Origin of the sequence: Embleya sp. NPDC056575, assembly GCF_042793325.1 — a bacterium.
Lineage (GTDB): Bacteria > Actinomycetota > Actinomycetes > Streptomycetales > Streptomycetaceae > Embleya.
Genome location: NZ_JBHTVA010000054.1, coordinates 63,126 through 78,714 on the forward strand (window position 1 = coordinate 63,126; position 15,589 = coordinate 78,714).

A 15,589-nucleotide genomic window follows, 5' to 3' on the forward strand; every position below is an offset into this window, starting at 1 on the left:
CTCCCCCGGCCCGTGCCGCGCCCCCCACCCACCCCCCTCCGGTCCGGTGGCGGCGGGGGGGGGGGGGGGGGGGGGGTGGGTCCGGGGGTCCCCCCCCCCCCCCCCCCGCCGGGCGCCGATCCGGGCTGCGTTCGGCGCTGAGCGCGTGGGAGTTGGTCGCGGTCTCCACCCCGTCGTTCTGGCTGGGCATCGTGTTGCTCACCGTGTTCTCGTTCCGGCTCCAGTGGTTCCCGGTGGCCGGCACCGAGGGTGTACAGACCCTGGTGCTGCCGGCGGTGACGCTCGCGCTGCCGATCGCGGGGGTGCTGGCCCAGGTGTTGCGCGAGGGTCTGGAGACGGCGTTGGCCGAGCCGTTCGTGGTCACCGCACGAGCGCGCGGGCTGAGCCGGATCGCGGTACGCGTGCGGCACGCGTTCCGGCACGCGGCGATTGCGCTGCTGACCCTGTCGGGCTGGCTCACCGGCACGCTGCTCGGCGGCACCGTACTGGTCGAGAAGGTCTTCGCCCGACCCGGGATCGGCGCGCTGACCCTGCAATCGGTGAACACCAAGGACATGCCGGTGGTGATGGGCGTCGTGCTGCTCGCCGCCCTGGTGTTCGTGGTGATCTCGCAGGTCACCGATCTGCTCTACCTCGTCATCGATCCACGGCTGCGGAAGGGGTGACCCGATGGTCCAGGCAACGATCGACAGTGTCCGGCCGGTACGGATCCGGCGGCGCGGCCGGGTCGGCCCCGGCGTGGCGTGCGCACTCGTCGTCCTCGTGTTGTTCGCGCTGATCGGCCTCGCCCCGGGGTGGTTCACCGACACCTCGCCGATCGAGACCGACCCGCTCGCCGCACTCCAGGGGCCGGGCGCCGAGCACTGGTTCGGCACCGACCAACTCGGCCGGGACGTATTCGCGCGGGTGCTGCACGGCGCCCGCCCCTCGCTGCTGCTCGGGCTGGGCGCCACCGTGTTCGCGTTGATCGGCGGCACATTGTGGGGACTGGCCTCGGCGCTGGGCGGGCGGGTCGCCGATCAGGTGGGCATGCGACTGGCCGACATCATGCTCTCGCTGCCCGAGTTGTTGCTCGCGCTGTTCGTGGTCACCCTGCTCGGGCGCGGCACGGTCGATGTGATGATCGCGGTGGCGGTGGCGGCCATGCCCGGCTATGCGCGGCTGGTCCGCGTGGAGGCGCTGGTGGTGCGCCGATCGGGCTATGTGGAGGCGGCGGCCGGCCTCGGCCTGCGTCGCGGGGTGCTGATCGTCCGGCACGTGTTGCCGAACGCGATCGGGCCGCTCCTGGTGCTCGGCACGGTCGGCTTCGGCACCTCGCTGATCTACGCGTCCGGGCTGAGCTTCCTGGGCCTGGGCGCCCAACCGCCGTCCCCCGAGTGGGGCGCGATGCTCTCCGAGGGGCGCGGCTTCCTGGAGACCGCGTGGTGGATCGGGGTGTTCCCCGGCGCCGCGGTGACCTGCGCGGTGATCGCGGTGAACGTGGCCGGTCGACACGCCCGCGCCCGCTTCGCCGGAGGAACTGCCCGATGAGCACCGATCTCGCCCCCGCCTCGAACTCGCACTCGGCCTCGGCCACGCCCCTCCTGGTCGTGGACGGCCTCGATGTCGCCTTCCCCGGCCGTGAACCGGTGGTGCGGGACGTGTCGTTCACCCTCGACCGGGGTGAATGCCTGGCCGTGGTGGGCGAATCCGGTTCCGGCAAGAGTGTCACCGCCCGCACCCTGGTCGGACTCACCGGCGGCGGCGCCCGGGTGACGGCCCGTCGGTTGGCCTTCGACGGCACCGACCTGACCGCGCTGTCCGAGAAGCGGTGGCGCGCGCTGCGCGGGCGGCGGATCGGTCTGGTGCTCCAGGACGCGCTGGTCTCGCTCGACCCGCTGCGCACGGTCGGTGCGGAGGTCGCCGAGGCGCTGCGCACGCATGCGGTGGTGCCGCGCGGGCAGTTCGGCGCCCGGGTGCTCGAACTGCTCACCGACGTCGGCATCCCGGATCCGGCCCGGCGGGCCCGGCAGTATCCGCACCAGCTCTCCGGCGGACTGCGCCAGCGTGCGCTGATCGCCTCGGCGCTGGCCGCCGGGCCGGAACTGCTGCTCGCCGACGAGCCGACCACCGCGCTCGACGTGACCGTGCAGGCCCAGGTCCTCACGCTGCTGGGCCGGCTCCGGGACGAGGGCACGTCGGTGCTGATGATCAGCCACGACCTGGCGGCGGTGGCCCGGCTGGCCGACCGGGTCGCGGTGATGTACGCGGGTCGCGTCGTCGAACACGGGCCCACCGAGCAGGTCTTGGCCGAGCCGGAGCACTCGTACACGCGGGCGTTGCTCGCGGCGGTGCCGACGGGTCGGGCCAAGGGCACCCGGCTGTCCGCGCCGGTCGGCCCCACTCGGGCGGCGACCCCACCCGCGCCCCCGGTCGGCGATGTCCTGCTCGACGTGAGCGGCATCGGCAAGAGTTTTCGCGGCCCGGACGGGACCCGGCACCACGCGCTCCGCGACGTGTCGTTCGTCGTACGCGCCGGCGAAACCCTCGGGGTGGTCGGCGAATCCGGCTCCGGCAAGACCACGGCCGCGCGGATCGTGCTGGGCTGGGAGCGCCCCGACACGGGAGCCGTGCGTTTCCGGGACGCCCCGTGGAGCACGCTGCCGGAGTCCGCCCGACGCTCCTCGCGCGGCCGGATCCAGGCCGTGCAGCAGGATCCGCTCGGCTCGTTCGACCCCCGGTACTCGGTGGCCCGCATCCTCGGCGAAGCGGTCGCCGCCGCCGGTGCGCCGGGCGGCCGACCGCGTCCCACCCGGGCCGCGCATCGGGCTCGGGTGGTCGAACTGCTAGATCTGGTGGGCCTGTCCGCGGACCTGCTCGCACGTCGGCCGCGCGAGATGTCCGGTGGTCAGCGGCAACGCGTGGCCATCGCGCGGGCGTTGGCGCCCTCGCCCGAGTTGATCGTCTGCGACGAGCCGGTCTCCGCGCTGGATGTGTCCATCCAGGCGCAGATTCTCGACCTGCTCGCCGACCTGCGGGCCGAACTGGGCCTGGCGATGCTGTTCATCTCGCACGACCTGGGTGTGATCCGGCACGTCAGCGATCGCATCCTGGTGATGAAGGACGGCCGGGTGGTGGAGAGCGGGGACGCCGAGCGGGTGTTCACCCGGCCCGAGGCGACCTACACCCGGGAGTTGCTGGCGGCGATACCGCGTGCGCCGGGACCCGTCGACGGCGCGGCACCGGACGCCGCGCCGAAACCGGCCGAGCGCACGGCCGGGCGGGTGCTCAGCGGCGGGGCGGTGCCGTGACCGGGCCGGACGCGCGCGTGCCCTCCCGGGCGACGGACGCGGGCGGGCCGGCGGGTTCCGCGCGCGGGGTGAACGCGCGCAGGAACGTGGTCACCCCGGCGGTCACCGCGCGATGCAGGGCCGCGTCGTCCACGGGCCGGGTGCCGAGCGCGGTGAGCGTGGGCAGGTCGCCGGAGATCAGCGCGAGGAACTGGTTCGCGGCGGTGACCGGGTCGTCGATGTCCAGGTGTCCGCCGTGCGCGAGCCGGGCCAGCCGACCGGCCAGGGCGTCGACGATCCGGACCGTGCCGCCCTCGCGGATCGTGTCGTACAGGTCCGGGAAACGGGCCGCCTCGGCGTACACCAGGCGCTGCAACGCCCAGCCCTTCTCGCCCGCCTGGCACTGCACCACGCGGTGCGCGATCGCGGTCAGGCGCGGATGCAGTTCCTCGGCATCGGTCGGGAACGCCTCCAGGGCGGCCAGGATCCGGCCGCTGGATTCGATCGCGGCCTCGACCACGACGGTGCGGAAGAGGTTCTCCTTGCCGCCGAGGTGGTTGTAGATGGTCGGCTTGGACACGCCCGCCTCGGTGGCGATCGCGTCGATCCCGGCGAGTGTGTAGCCCTCGCGCGTGAACACCGCCTCGGCGGCGGCCAGGATCGCCCGCCGCTTGTCGATCCGGCCGCGGGTGGCGGCGGGCGCGGGGGCGGCCGGCGGCGGGGTCGTCGACCGTTTCGTTTCCTCGACCATGTTGCGACGTTACCAGATGTGCTGTTAATTTTTACTCGCGAGTTTAGTTAACTGATCTCATCGGTAACTTGGAGGCGTACATGCCCGCCGCACCCCCCGATCCCGAGACCAAAATCGACGGACCACTCCTGCGCCTGATGCTGGTGATGCTGCTCGGCGGCGTGATGGGCATCCTCGACACCACGATCGTCAACGTCGGCATCGACACCCTCGGCGCACACTTCGACGCGCCGCTGGAAACCATCGAATGGGTGGCCACCGGCTACCTGTTGGCCCTCGCCGCGACCGTGCCGCTCGCCGGTTGGGCGGCCGGCCGCTTCGGCGGCAAGACCGTCTGGCTGACCGGCCTGATCGTCTTCCTCGTCGGCTCCGCGCTGTCCGCGGTCGCCTGGAACGCGGGCAGCCTGATCGCCTTCCGGGTGATCCAGGGCGTCGGCGTCGGCGCCCTGGAGCCGACCCTGCTGACCATGCTGGCCGTCGCCGCCGGACCCAAGCGGGCCGGAAAGATGATCGGCATCGTCGGCGCGGTGGTCACCCTCGGTCCGATCCTGGGCCCGGTGCTCGGCGGTGTGCTGCTCGAACACGTGGACTGGCGCTGGATGTTCATCATCAACCTGCCGATCGGCCTGGTCGCCCTGGCGCTGGCGTACCGGCAGATCCCCGCCGATCCGCCGCGCGAGGGCGACCCGCCGCCGCTGGACGCCCGGGGCATCGCACTGCTGTGCCCGGGATTCGCGGTGGTCGTCTACGGCCTCTCCCAGGCCGCGGGCGACAGCGGCTTCGGGGCACCGCGCGTGCTCGCGGCGCTGATCGCGGGCGTCGCGCTGATCGTCGGCTACGTCCTGCACGCGCTGCGCGTCGAGCACCCGCTGATCGACGTACGGCTGTTCCGGATCCGCGGCTTCGCCGGCGGCATCGGCGCGGTGTTCCTGACCGGCATCCTGCTCTTCTCGCTGCTGTTCCTGATCCCGCTCTACTACCAACTGGCCCGGGACCGGGGCGTGATGGCGGCAGGACTGCTGCTGGTGCCACAGGGGGTGGGGGTGTGGATCGGCATGCCGATCGCCGGGCAGCTGTTCGACAAGGTCGGTGCCCGGGCACTGATCCCGTTCGGCGGGGTGTTGGCCGCGCTGGGCATCCTGGGCTTCAGCACGGCCGACGGCGGCACCGACACCGCGCTTCTGGTGGGCTATTCGGTGGTGACGGGAGCGGGGCTCGGCTTCGTCGGGGCGCCCGCGATGTCGTCGGTGTTCGGCTCGGTGGCGCCCGAGTCGGTGCCCAGCGCCACGGCGGCGGTGTACCTGAGCAACCAGATCGGCGGCACGCTCGGTATCGCGATCGCCGCGCTGGTCCTGCAGAACCGCTCCGAGGCGCACACGGTCGTCCCGGCCTTCCAGGGCACGTTCGGCTATCTGATCGCGATCGCCCTGGTGGTCGGCGCGGTCGGTCTGGTGCTGCGCCGCGGTCCGGCGGCGGACGCCGCCGGCACCGCGCCGGCACCCGCACTTGCCGAAGCGGCGGAGGAGGGCGACGCGGCCCGGCCCGAACCCGCGCGCCAGGAGGCCTGATCGGCATCGGGCCCGGTTCGCGTCACCACGATTCGGCGACGCGAACCGGGCTCCGGCGCGAAGACACGCGCCAGGGCGATGGCGGCCGTGGTCCGTTCGGCGTGCGGCTTCAGGTTGTCCGCGACCGCGACGCGCTTGCCGGTGAGTACGGCCGGCGCGGGGGCGGTTGCCATCGGGTGGACTCCCCGGATGGAGGCGGCCGTTCGGGTGGCGCGGATGGGGATCGTACGGGCGGTCGGCGCGGGGTCGGGGTGACGCGGGTCACTCGTGGCGAGCCGAAAATCTTTGCGAACGGACCGTGAGCACGCGCCGTTCGGCGTGTCCCAAGAGCACGCGATCCGGCGGGAGTCGGCGCGACGCGATGGTGCACACGGGGGACACGATGGGCGATGGCAGACAAGCGGAAGCAGTTGTTCCGGTCGATCTGAGCAAGGATCGCCCGGCGGCTGCCGCTCGAACGGGCACCGACGCGGAGCCGGCCGTTCGGCCGGTCGAGCGATCCGGCGATCGACCCGGCGGCGCCGTATCGGCCGAGGAGCCGACCGGGCTGCTCTATCACCTGATCCGCTGGCCGATCCGCATCGTCGCGCTGATCGTGCTGTTGCCCGCCCGCCTGGCCTGGGAACTGGTGAAGGTGGCCGGGCGCGCGGTCCGGGACTGGGTGCTGATCCCGGCGGGGCGGCTGGTCGCGGTGATCGGGCGCGGGTTGCGGTGGTTGTTGTGGGACCGGCTCTTGGTACCGATCGCGTATGCGCTCGCGGTCGTCGGCCGGGGGCTGCGCCGACTGGTCGAGAAGGTGTTGTGGCGCGGGCTGACGGCGGTGGCTCGCGTGGTGTGGCGCGGGTTGCGCTGGGCCGTGATCGCGCTGTGGCGCGGGGCGGCGGCGGTTGCCCGGGTGGTGTGGCGTGGGCTGCGCCGGGCCGTGATCGGGCTGTGGCGGGGGTTGCGGCTACTCGGGCGATACGGGGTCGTGCTGCCGCTGCGGTGGCTTCGGGACGCGGTGTTGCGGCCCCTGGCCGGCGGGCTGGTCACGGCCGGCCGGTGGGTCGCCCATGCGCTCGGACGCACGCTGTACCACCTCGTGCTGGTGCCCGCCCGGTGGTCGTGGCGCGTGGCTCGGGGGCTCGCGCGGGGCTTCGGGCGGTGTCTGTACCACGTCCTGGTCGTACCGGCGAAGGTGCTGTGGCGTGGCCTTGTCGCCTGCGGCCGGGTCGCGCTGCGCGGGGCGGGCGCCCTGCTTCGGGGCCTGGCGCTGGTGGGGCGCGGTGTCGTCGTCGTGCTTCGGTGGCTGGTGCTGATCCCCGCCCGATGGGTGTGGCGCGGCGCGGTGGTGGTGACCCGGGCCGTCGGACAGGGCCTGTACCACGGCCTGTTCGTCCCGGCGCGGTGGCTCGCTCGCGGCTTCCTGCGCGGGCTGCGCGCGACCGGGCGCGGATTGCGCATCGGGTTCGTCGTGCTGGTCGCGCGGCCGGCGGCCCGGGTCTGGCACCGGGGCATCCGCCTCGGCCGGGCGACCGCGCGGGGTCTGTACGTCCTGACCGTGCTCCCCACCCGATGGGCCGGCCGCAAGGTCGTCCTCCTCGTCCGCCTGCTCGGCCGGGGCCTGTACGTCCTGACGGTGCTTCCCGCGCGATGGGCCGGCCGCAAGGTCGTGCTCGTGGTCCGGTTCCTCGGCCGGGGGCTGCGGTCGGTGATCGTGCGGCCCGCGCTGTGGGGTGGGCGGCGGGCCCGGTCGGGTGCGCGGATGGCCGGTCGCGGGCTGCGGGCGACGGTGGTGCGGCCTTCGGCGTGGGTCGGTCGGGCGATTGTGGCGCCCGCCGCTCGGGCGGCCCGGCGCGCCTGGGGACACACCGTCGTCCCGGTCCGGGCCGTGTTCCGCACCGTCTGGGAGCAGACCCGCCTGGCCGGCCGCGACGTACGCCGCGCGCTGGGCTTCCGCGGACGCGGCTCCTCCGACGGCGGGTAGCCCGATACCGCCATTTCGCCCCGTACCATCCCGAGAGGTCCCCCAATCATGGGGTGTCCATTGCCGACTGCGGCTTCTGGAATGGGACCAAATCTCGTTGAATGTCGTCGTGGATACGAATGTGGCGTCGATTCGGCGTGTGACGACGGTGGCCGATGTGCTCGCGGCCGGGGACCTGTTCGACGAACCGGTACGCCCGGACTGGGCGGCCCGCTTCCTGGGCGAGGCGGGCCATCACATCCTGCTCGCCTACGTGGCCGCCACCCCCGTCGGGATGGTCACCGGCGTCGAGACGACCCATCCCGACAAGGGCACCGAGATGTTCCTGTACGAACTGGCCGTGGCCGACAGCCACCGGCGCCTCGGCATCGGCCGTGCCCTCACCGAGGCCCTGGCCGAACTGGCCCGCAAACGCGGCTGCTACGGCATGTGGGTCCTCACCGAACGCGCCAACGAGGCCGCCATGGCCACCTACCGCTCCACGGCCCCCGCCACCGAATCCGACCACACCATGTTCGGCTGGACCTTCGACACCTGACCCCACCCGGCCCGGGTGATCCGTGTCGGACCGGCCGATTCGGGCACACGTATCCGCGAGCCCGGTCGGCGAGCTCCGGTCCCGGAGGTGCCGACCATTCGCCCCCGAGGGTCGTTCGACCACCCGGTCGAACGCCTCGTGCCGCCCCCAGGAAGCAGGTGCGTGCCATGGCAGAGGTCGTGCGTGAGGTCGAGCGGAAGTACGTGGCACCGGACGGGGTGGGCGTGCCGGACTTCGTCGGGGCGGCGGACGGGGTGCGGGTCGAGGTCGGCGACACCGTCGAGTTGGACGCGATGTACTTCGACACGCCCGGGCTGGCGCTGGCCGCGCGCGGCATCACGCTGCGGCGGCGGACCGGGGGCGGGGATGCCGGGTGGCATCTGAAGTTGCCCGCCGGGGCGCACGCGCGCGACGAGGTACGGGCGCCGCTGGGCGCGTCCGAGCGGGTGGTGCCGGACGAACTCGCGGTGCGGATCCGGGCGTACACGCGCGGTGCGGAGCAGGTGCCGGTGGTGCGCCTGCGGACCGTGCGCGAGTTGCGGATCGCTCGCGCGGACGGGCCCACGCTGGCCGAGATCGCGCACGACACGGTGACCGCGGACGTCTTCCTCGGGTCGAAGGTGACCACCACCTCCTGGTCCGAGCTGGAAGTCGAACTGGTGGACGGCGACGCGGCGTTGGCGGACGCGCTGGAGCGGCGGTTGATCAAGGAGGGCTGGCGGCGCTCCGAGTCCGCGTCCAAGCTCGGGCAGGCGCTGGCCGAGGCGGGAGCGCGGCCGAAGCGGCGGATCGCCAAGCCGCGGGCGGGCAGCGCCGGGGCGGTGGCGCTGGACTACGTCCGGGAGCAGGTCGACACCCTGTCCGCGTACGACCCCCGGGTCCGGCTCGACGAGCCCGATTCGGTGCACAAGATGCGCGTCGCCACACGGCGGCTGCGCAGCGCGTTCCGGGTGTTCTCACGGGTGCTCGACGAGCGGGTGACCGGGATTTTGGGCGCCGAACTGAAGTGGCTGGCGGCCGAGTTGGGTCGGGCGCGGGACCAGGAGGTATTGGCCGCGCGGCTGCGCGAGCGGGTCGCCGCGCTGCCGGCCGAGGCGGTGCTCGGGCCGGTGGAGGCCCGCCTGACCGCCTGGGACGCACGGCGGCGCAACGACGCGCGGGCGCGGATCCTGGCCGATCTCGACGGCCCCCGCTACTTCGCGCTGCTGGACGCGCTGGACGCCCTGGTCGCGCGGCCGCCGTTCACCGTCAAGGCGAATCGACCGGCGCGGCGGCCGGCCGCGGCGGCCCTGCGCCGGGCCGACCGCCGCACGTTCCGGCGCGCCCGCGTCGCGCTGCGCACCCCCGCGGGCCGGGCCCGGGACACCGCCCTGCACGAGGTGCGCAAGGCCGCCAAGCGGGTCCGCTACGCCGGCGAGGCCACCGGCCCGGCCCTGGGCAAGCCGACCAAGCGGCTCACCAAGCGGGCCAAGGCGATGCAGGGCCTGCTCGGCACGCACCAGGACAGCGTGCAGACGCGCAAGGCGCTGCGGCGCCTTGCGATCGCCGCGCATGCCGCGGGCGAGAACACCTTCACGTGGGGCCTGCTCTACGGCGAGGAGGTCGCGCTCGCCCGGCAGGTCGAGGCCGACTTCCCCACGCACTGGGCGGACTTCGCCCGTTCCCGGCTGCGCCGCGACCTCTGACGGCGGCCCTCGGTCACGCCCTTCGGCCATGGTCTCCGGCCGTGTTTTCCGGCCATGATCGCGGCCGGCACATCTCCGCCGGGGCACCACCCGGTCACGACTCGGGGGTTCCGCTTTCGGCGCGTCGGTCCAACCGCTACGGTCGGTCCGGCGCAAGTGGGGGCGGGCGCGTGACAGCGCGCACCGAAGGTGTGGGGATCCAGGGGTGGGCATGGACGACTGGCGTATCGACGTACCTACGAGCGGCAGCAAGCACCTGCCTCCGGATCCCGGGTACATCAAGGGACTCGCCAGTCAGGGCTATCGCTTCGAGGAGGCGGTGGCCGACCTCGTGGACAACTCGATCGACGCCGGCGCGTCCGAGGTCGTGGTGCATTTCCGGCGCACCGGTGACCTGTTGACCTCGCTGGTCGTGGTGGACAACGGACGCGGCATGACCGAGGCCGAGTTGGACACCGCGATGACCGTCGGCAAGCGGCGGGCGTACGACGACACGTCGCTCGGCATGTTCGGAATGGGCCTGAAGGCCGCGTCGTTCAGCCACGCCGACAGCGTCACGGTGATCAGTCGGGCCAAGCGCGCCGGCACCGTCGGGCGGCGCTGGCGGACCGAGTCGGCACAGGAGAGTTTCCAGTGCGACATCGTCGAGTTGGAGTTCGCCAAACGTTTCCTCGACCTGTACGACGAGTACGTGGTGTGGAACGGCACGGCGGTGCGCTGGGACGGCGTCCGCGACTTCCCGGCGCGCGGTGACGCCGGGCAGACCGACATCTACGTGACCAAGACGATGCGCTCGCTGGCCGACCACCTCGGCCTGCACCTGCACCGGTTCCTGGCCGACGGGCGGATCCGGATCACCATCGCGGTCTCCGGGACCGACGACGAGGTGCCGCCGATGACCTGGCAGGTCCAGGCCGTGGACCCGTTCGGCTACGCCGTGTCCGGACTGCCGGGCCATCCGCGCGTGTTCACCACCGAACTGGAGGGCGTCGGCCCGCTGACGCTGACCGCGCACATATGGACGCCGCGCTCGAACGCCGAGCAATTCCGCCTGCCCGGCGGGATCCTGGCCCGACAGGGCCTGTACGCGTACCGCCACGACCGGCTCGTCCAGGCCGGCGGCTGGTACGGCCTGCGTCAGAGCGAGCAGCACCTCTCGCTGGCCCGGGTCGCGTTCGACCTGCCGGCCGACTCCGAGCACGCGTTCGGGTTGACCGTGAAGAAGGCCGAACTCCAGCCCGTACCGGGCTTCGTGGACGCGGTCGAGCGGGCCGTGGACGCCGACGGGCACACCTTCCTCGACTACCTCAAGGACGCCGAGGGCGCCTACCGGCAGGCCCGGACCACCACGCGCGAGCGCAAGGCGGTGCTGCCGCCCGGGAAGGGCTTCGCGCCGGAGCTGCGCACGGCGATCGAGGAGGAACTGCCGTTCGTCCCGGGCGAGGAGCCGATCGAGGTGCGCTGGGTACCGCTCGGCGGGGACGTGTTCTTCTCGATCGACCGGGACGAGCGCCGACTGCTGCTGAACAAGCAGTTCCGCGCCGCGCTGCTCGGCGGCCGGCGCGGCGGGCTCAACGACGTGCCGGTGCTCAAGACGCTGCTGTACCTGCTGATGAACGAGGCGTTCACCGGCGAGCGCATCGGCCCCCGGGTCAAGGACAACCTCGACCTGTGGCAGTCGTTGCTGCTCACCGCGGTCAAGAGCGAGACGGCGAAGTACGGTTCGGAGGGCGGCGCGTGAGCGGCGCGAACGGGCGGAGCCGACACCTGGGCTGCGAGGCGCTGCGCGACCATCTCGACAACGGGGCACCGATGTTGATCCCGGTCGAGGGCGACCCGCCGCTGTACTGGCACCTGGAGGCGGGCGGCCGGCGACCGGCCCTGCGCATCCCGGTCCCGGCCGCCACGAAGGCACCCCGGCTCGGCATGCAGGGCGTGCGTGCGGTGTGCGTCCTGGACGGCGGCGAGCAGTTCCTGCACGTGTACACCGAACAGACACAACTGCTGCGCGAGTTCCACATCGTGTGCTGCGAGATCGCGGATCGGGTGCAACTGGAGGGGGCCGCGCCGGTTTTGGCCGTGCAAAGCACCGTGTTGGCCTGGCGCAAGTTGCTGGCCCGGGGCCGGCGCATGTCGCCGGAGGCGGAGATCGGCCTGTTCGGCGAACTGCTCACGCTGATCGGCCTGGCCGACGCCCGGGGATGGCACGCGGCCGTCGAGGCGTGGCAACACCCGGATTGCGCGGACCACGACTTCACCGTCGGGCCGTACGACATCGAGGTCAAGACCGTCACCGGACGCGCCCGCGTACACACGGTCCACGGGCTCGGTCAGCTCGCGCCCCACGCGGATCGACCGTTGTGGTTCGTCTCGCACATCCTGGACGAGAGCGACACCGGCCGGTCGGTGCTCGGCCTGATCGAGGGCATTCGCTCGACGATCCGGGTGCACGCGCCGGGCGTGTTGGACGACTTCGACACCCGACTGCGGTTGGGTACCGACAACGAGGCCGCGATCCCCCGCGAGCGTCGATGGACGTCGGCCGGGGATCCGTTGGGGTTTCCCGTCGACGCCGGTTTCCCGCGGCTGACCGAGAGCATCCTCGCGCCTTTGCCGGATGCCCTCGCACTGCGCATCGTCGACATCGACTACCGCATCGACGTCGCCGACCTGGTCCCCTCGATCGCACCCGCCCCGGACGGGATCGACCACGCCGTCGACCTCTCCCGGGTGCTGCCGCCCGACGTCGCGTCGGACCTGTCCGAGTCGAACCCATCCAAGGACGGCGGCCGGTGGTGACCGACGACCTCGCACTCCTCGCGCTGCACCGCGCGGCGTTCGGCGGCATGTCCGCCGGTCCCAGGAATCTGGCCAAGGCACTCGCCTACCACGCCGACGAGCACCCCGACCCGCCGCCCGACCTCGGCGAGGCCGCGTTGCGGCGGCGACTGCACCACGCGCACCCGGACGACGCGCTGCTCATCCTGTGGCGCGATCGGCTCAGCCGCTGGGACTTCGCCGACGGCGACATCCCACCCAACACCGACGCCCGCCGCGCGGCGACCTACGATGCCCTCGGTCTGGAGCGGGTCACCCGTGACCTCCTGGATCGACGTGCGCCGTTCGCACGCGCCTCGGGTGCGGTGGTGATCACCGACGAGGGCTGGGACCCCTGGTACACGGAGGAGGTCGCCCGGCACCACAGTCACTACTGGGACGCCTATCGGGACACCCTGCTCGGCAAACGATGGGCGCCCGAGGCCGTCGCCGCGCTGGATCGAAACACCACCCGCGTCGTGGAACGCCTGGCCGACCCCACCTGCGAACAGCCCTACCAGGCCAAGGGGTTGGTGGTCGGCTATGTGCAGAGCGGCAAGACCGCCAACTTCACCGGCGTCGCCGCGAAGGCCATCGACGCGGGCTACCGCCTGGTCATCGTGCTCACCGGCACCATCGAGGCACTGCGCGCGCAGACCCAGCGCCGGCTGGACATGGAACTCGTCGGCGTCGAGAACATCTACTACGGCCAGGACCCGGACTCCGGCACCCTCGCCTTCCGCGACTACGACTATCTCGACGACCGGGACCGGCTGGACGGCAAGTTCCTGCGCCACGGAGCGTTGCCCTCGCGACTCGGCGGGTTCGACATCGTCCGGCTGACCCGGCATCAGGACGACTACCAGGCGCTGCGCCAAGGGCTCAGTGCGCTGGAGTTCGAGAAGGCGGACCGGTTCACGCCGCTGTACGCACCGGAGAACCTGCATCGCAGTTCGGCCCGGTTGATGGTGGTGAAGAAGAACGCTTCGGTACTGAAGAAGCTGGTCAAGGACCTGGCCCGGATCAAGACCGAGCGCGGCGAGATCCCCGCGCTGATCATCGACGACGAATCCGATCAGGCCTCGGTCAACACCTCCGACCCGAAGAAGTGGGCACAGGACCAGGTCCAGCGCACGGCGATCAACGGGATCATCTCGGAACTGCTCCGCATGTTGCCGCGTGCTCAGTACGTCGGCTACACCGCGACCCCGTTCGCCAACGTGTTCATCGATCCGGCCGACTCCGAGGACATCTTCCCGAAGGACTTCGTCATCTCGCTGGACCGCCCGGACGGTTACATGGGCGTGGCCGACTTCCACGACATCGACTCCACGATCCCCTCCGCCGAGCGCACGGTGGCCAACTCGGCCGGACTCGCGCACGTACGCTCGGTGCGACCGGTACATGACGACGACGACAGCGATCTGCGCACCGCGATCGACATGTTCGTGCTGACCGGCGCGATCAAGCTGTTCCGCGAGGACCATGGGCTGGGCGCGGACCACTTCCGCCACCACACGATGCTCGTGCACGAATCGGTGCGCACCCACGTACACCGGGACCAGGCCGAGCTGATCAACGGGATCTGGCGCCGTGCGGGGTTTCTCGGCGCGGGGGCGCACAAGCGCCTGCGCGCGCTGTACGACGAGGACGTGTGCCCGGTCAGCGAGGCACACGCGGCGGGTGCGTCGATCCCCGACTCGTTCGCCGACATCGCGCCCTACATCGGCATCGCGGCGATGCGGATCGAGGACTCGAACGGCAGCCCGGTCGTGGTGGTCAACGGCGACAAGGAGATCGAGCAGCGCGCCGCCGACTTCGACCGGGACAAGGTCTGGCGGATCCTGGTCGGCGGCGCCAAGCTCTCGCGCGGCTTCACCGTCGAGGGCCTGACCGTCTCCTACTACCGCCGCAAGACGCTGACGGCGGACACGCTCATGCAGATGGGCCGCTGGTTCGGGTTTCGCGAGAACTACCGGGATCTGGTCCGGCTCTACATCGGCCGCGACGAGGGTGGTCGCAACGGGGACCTGTACGAGGCGTTCGAGGCGATCTGCCGGGACGAGGAGGAGTTCCGCGACCAACTCCGGCTGTACGCCGAACTCGTGGACGGCGCGCCGCACGTGACGCCGGCTCAGATTCCACCCCTGGTCACCCAGCGACTGCCGTGGCTCAAGCCGACGGCGCGCAACAAGATGTTCAACGCGGAACTGGTGGAGACCCGATCGCCGGGCCGGTGGGTCGAGCGCTCGGCCTATCCGAGCAGGCCGGCCGAACTCCGCCACAACGTGGAGCGGTTCGAGCCGGTGATCCGGTCGCTGGCGGCGGAACGCACCGAACTGGCCTATCCCGTGGAGGATCGGCTGCTGCGCTTCCCCGCCTACATCGGGCGTATCGCGCACGCTCCGCTGCTGTCGGTGCTGCGCGAGCTGCGCTGGGCCGAACCCGCCCAGTTCCGGCCGGATCTGGCCTACCTGGAGAACCCGGAGATCGTCGCGAAGATCGACGACTGGGTGGTGATCGCCCCGCAGTTGCAGAGCCCCAATCTCGACCCGGTGACGCTGCACGGCTTCGGTCCGCTCGACGTGGTGAGTCGACGTCGACGCGAGGGCGGACTGTTCGACCAGGTCAGCTTCGGTACCCATCGATTCGCGGCGCGGCGGATCGTCGGCACCGACACCTCGATCGGCGACCCGGTCGCGGACGGCCTGGCCGGACCCCGGCGGGGCTGTCTGCTGGTCTACCCGACCATGGAACCGGAGAAGAACGACCTCGTGATGGCGTTCGCGCTCGTCCCCCCGGTCACCGCGGTCGGGCGCGACCGGCGCCTCGTGGCGTTTCGGGCCAAGGACTCCTCCCGGGGCGCGGCCGCGATCGTGGCGGCGCCGGCGGTGGTGTGACGCCGTCGGGGGGGGGGGGGGGGGGGTGACGCGCGGGGCCCCCCCCCCCCCCCCCCCGCGGGGGCCGCGCCCCGCCGGCCCCGCCGCGCCTGGAG

11 protein-coding genes are annotated in these 15,589 nt (G+C 72.3%); 10 read left to right on the top strand and 1 reads right to left on the bottom strand.

Annotation, left to right across the window (positions count from 1 at the left end):
* The first annotated feature begins 152 nt into the window (after positions 1-152).
* Genes ACFRCG_RS34140 through ACFRCG_RS34150 form a run of 3 tightly spaced genes read left to right on the top strand, consistent with a single transcriptional unit; the run spans position 153 to position 3,290 of the window.
* Positions 153-665, top strand: coding sequence for an ABC transporter permease (locus ACFRCG_RS34140; protein WP_380038695.1), 513 nt, complete (start codon positions 153-155; stop codon positions 663-665).
* A 4-nt stretch (positions 666-669) separates the two neighbouring features.
* Positions 670-1,530: an ABC transporter permease gene (locus ACFRCG_RS34145; RefSeq protein WP_380038697.1), complete on the top strand. Its 861-nt coding sequence runs from the start codon at positions 670-672 to the stop codon at positions 1,528-1,530.
* Complete coding sequence (locus ACFRCG_RS34150) at positions 1,527-3,290, top strand: dipeptide ABC transporter ATP-binding protein (RefSeq protein ID WP_380038699.1); 1,764 nt, start codon at positions 1,527-1,529, stop codon at positions 3,288-3,290. Before ACFRCG_RS34145 ends, ACFRCG_RS34150 begins: the two co-directional genes overlap by 4 nt.
* Here ACFRCG_RS34150 and ACFRCG_RS34155 read toward each other — a convergent pair.
* Positions 3,268-4,020 carry a TetR/AcrR family transcriptional regulator gene (locus ACFRCG_RS34155; RefSeq protein WP_380038701.1) on the bottom strand — a complete coding sequence of 251 codons (753 nt, stop codon included), beginning with the start codon at positions 4,018-4,020 and terminating at the stop codon, positions 3,268-3,270. The genes ACFRCG_RS34150 and ACFRCG_RS34155 overlap by 23 nt on opposite strands.
* An 80-nt stretch (positions 4,021-4,100) precedes the next feature.
* Between ACFRCG_RS34155 and ACFRCG_RS34160 the strand changes: the two genes are divergently transcribed.
* From ACFRCG_RS34160 to ACFRCG_RS34190, 7 genes are all read left to right on the top strand, one after another.
* Positions 4,101-5,588, top strand: coding sequence for a DHA2 family efflux MFS transporter permease subunit (locus tag ACFRCG_RS34160; protein WP_380038703.1), 1,488 nt, complete (start codon positions 4,101-4,103; stop codon positions 5,586-5,588).
* Positions 5,589-5,970: 382 nt separating this feature from the next.
* Positions 5,971-7,554: a hypothetical protein gene (locus ACFRCG_RS34165; RefSeq protein ID WP_380038705.1), complete on the top strand. Its 1,584-nt coding sequence runs from the start codon at positions 5,971-5,973 to the stop codon at positions 7,552-7,554.
* Positions 7,555-7,663: 109 nt separating this feature from the next.
* Positions 7,664-8,092: a GNAT family N-acetyltransferase gene (locus ACFRCG_RS34170; protein WP_380038707.1), complete on the top strand. Its 429-nt coding sequence runs from the start codon at positions 7,664-7,666 to the stop codon at positions 8,090-8,092.
* A gap of 167 nt (positions 8,093-8,259) precedes the next feature.
* Positions 8,260-9,777, top strand: coding sequence for a CHAD domain-containing protein (locus ACFRCG_RS34175; RefSeq protein WP_380038709.1), 1,518 nt, complete (start codon positions 8,260-8,262; stop codon positions 9,775-9,777).
* Between the two features lie 211 nt (positions 9,778-9,988).
* A complete protein-coding gene (locus ACFRCG_RS34180) occupies positions 9,989-11,518 on the top strand; it encodes an ATP-binding protein (RefSeq protein WP_380038711.1) in 1,530 nt (509 codons plus the stop codon).
* Positions 11,515-12,576: a PD-(D/E)XK motif protein gene (locus ACFRCG_RS34185; protein WP_380038713.1), complete on the top strand. Its 1,062-nt coding sequence runs from the start codon at positions 11,515-11,517 to the stop codon at positions 12,574-12,576. Before ACFRCG_RS34180 ends, ACFRCG_RS34185 begins: the two co-directional genes overlap by 4 nt.
* On the top strand, positions 12,573-15,494 hold the full coding sequence (locus ACFRCG_RS34190; RefSeq protein WP_380038715.1) for a Z1 domain-containing protein: 2,922 nt from the start codon (positions 12,573-12,575) through the stop codon (positions 15,492-15,494). Before ACFRCG_RS34185 ends, ACFRCG_RS34190 begins: the two co-directional genes overlap by 4 nt.
* The last annotated feature ends 95 nt before the right edge of the window (positions 15,495-15,589 follow it).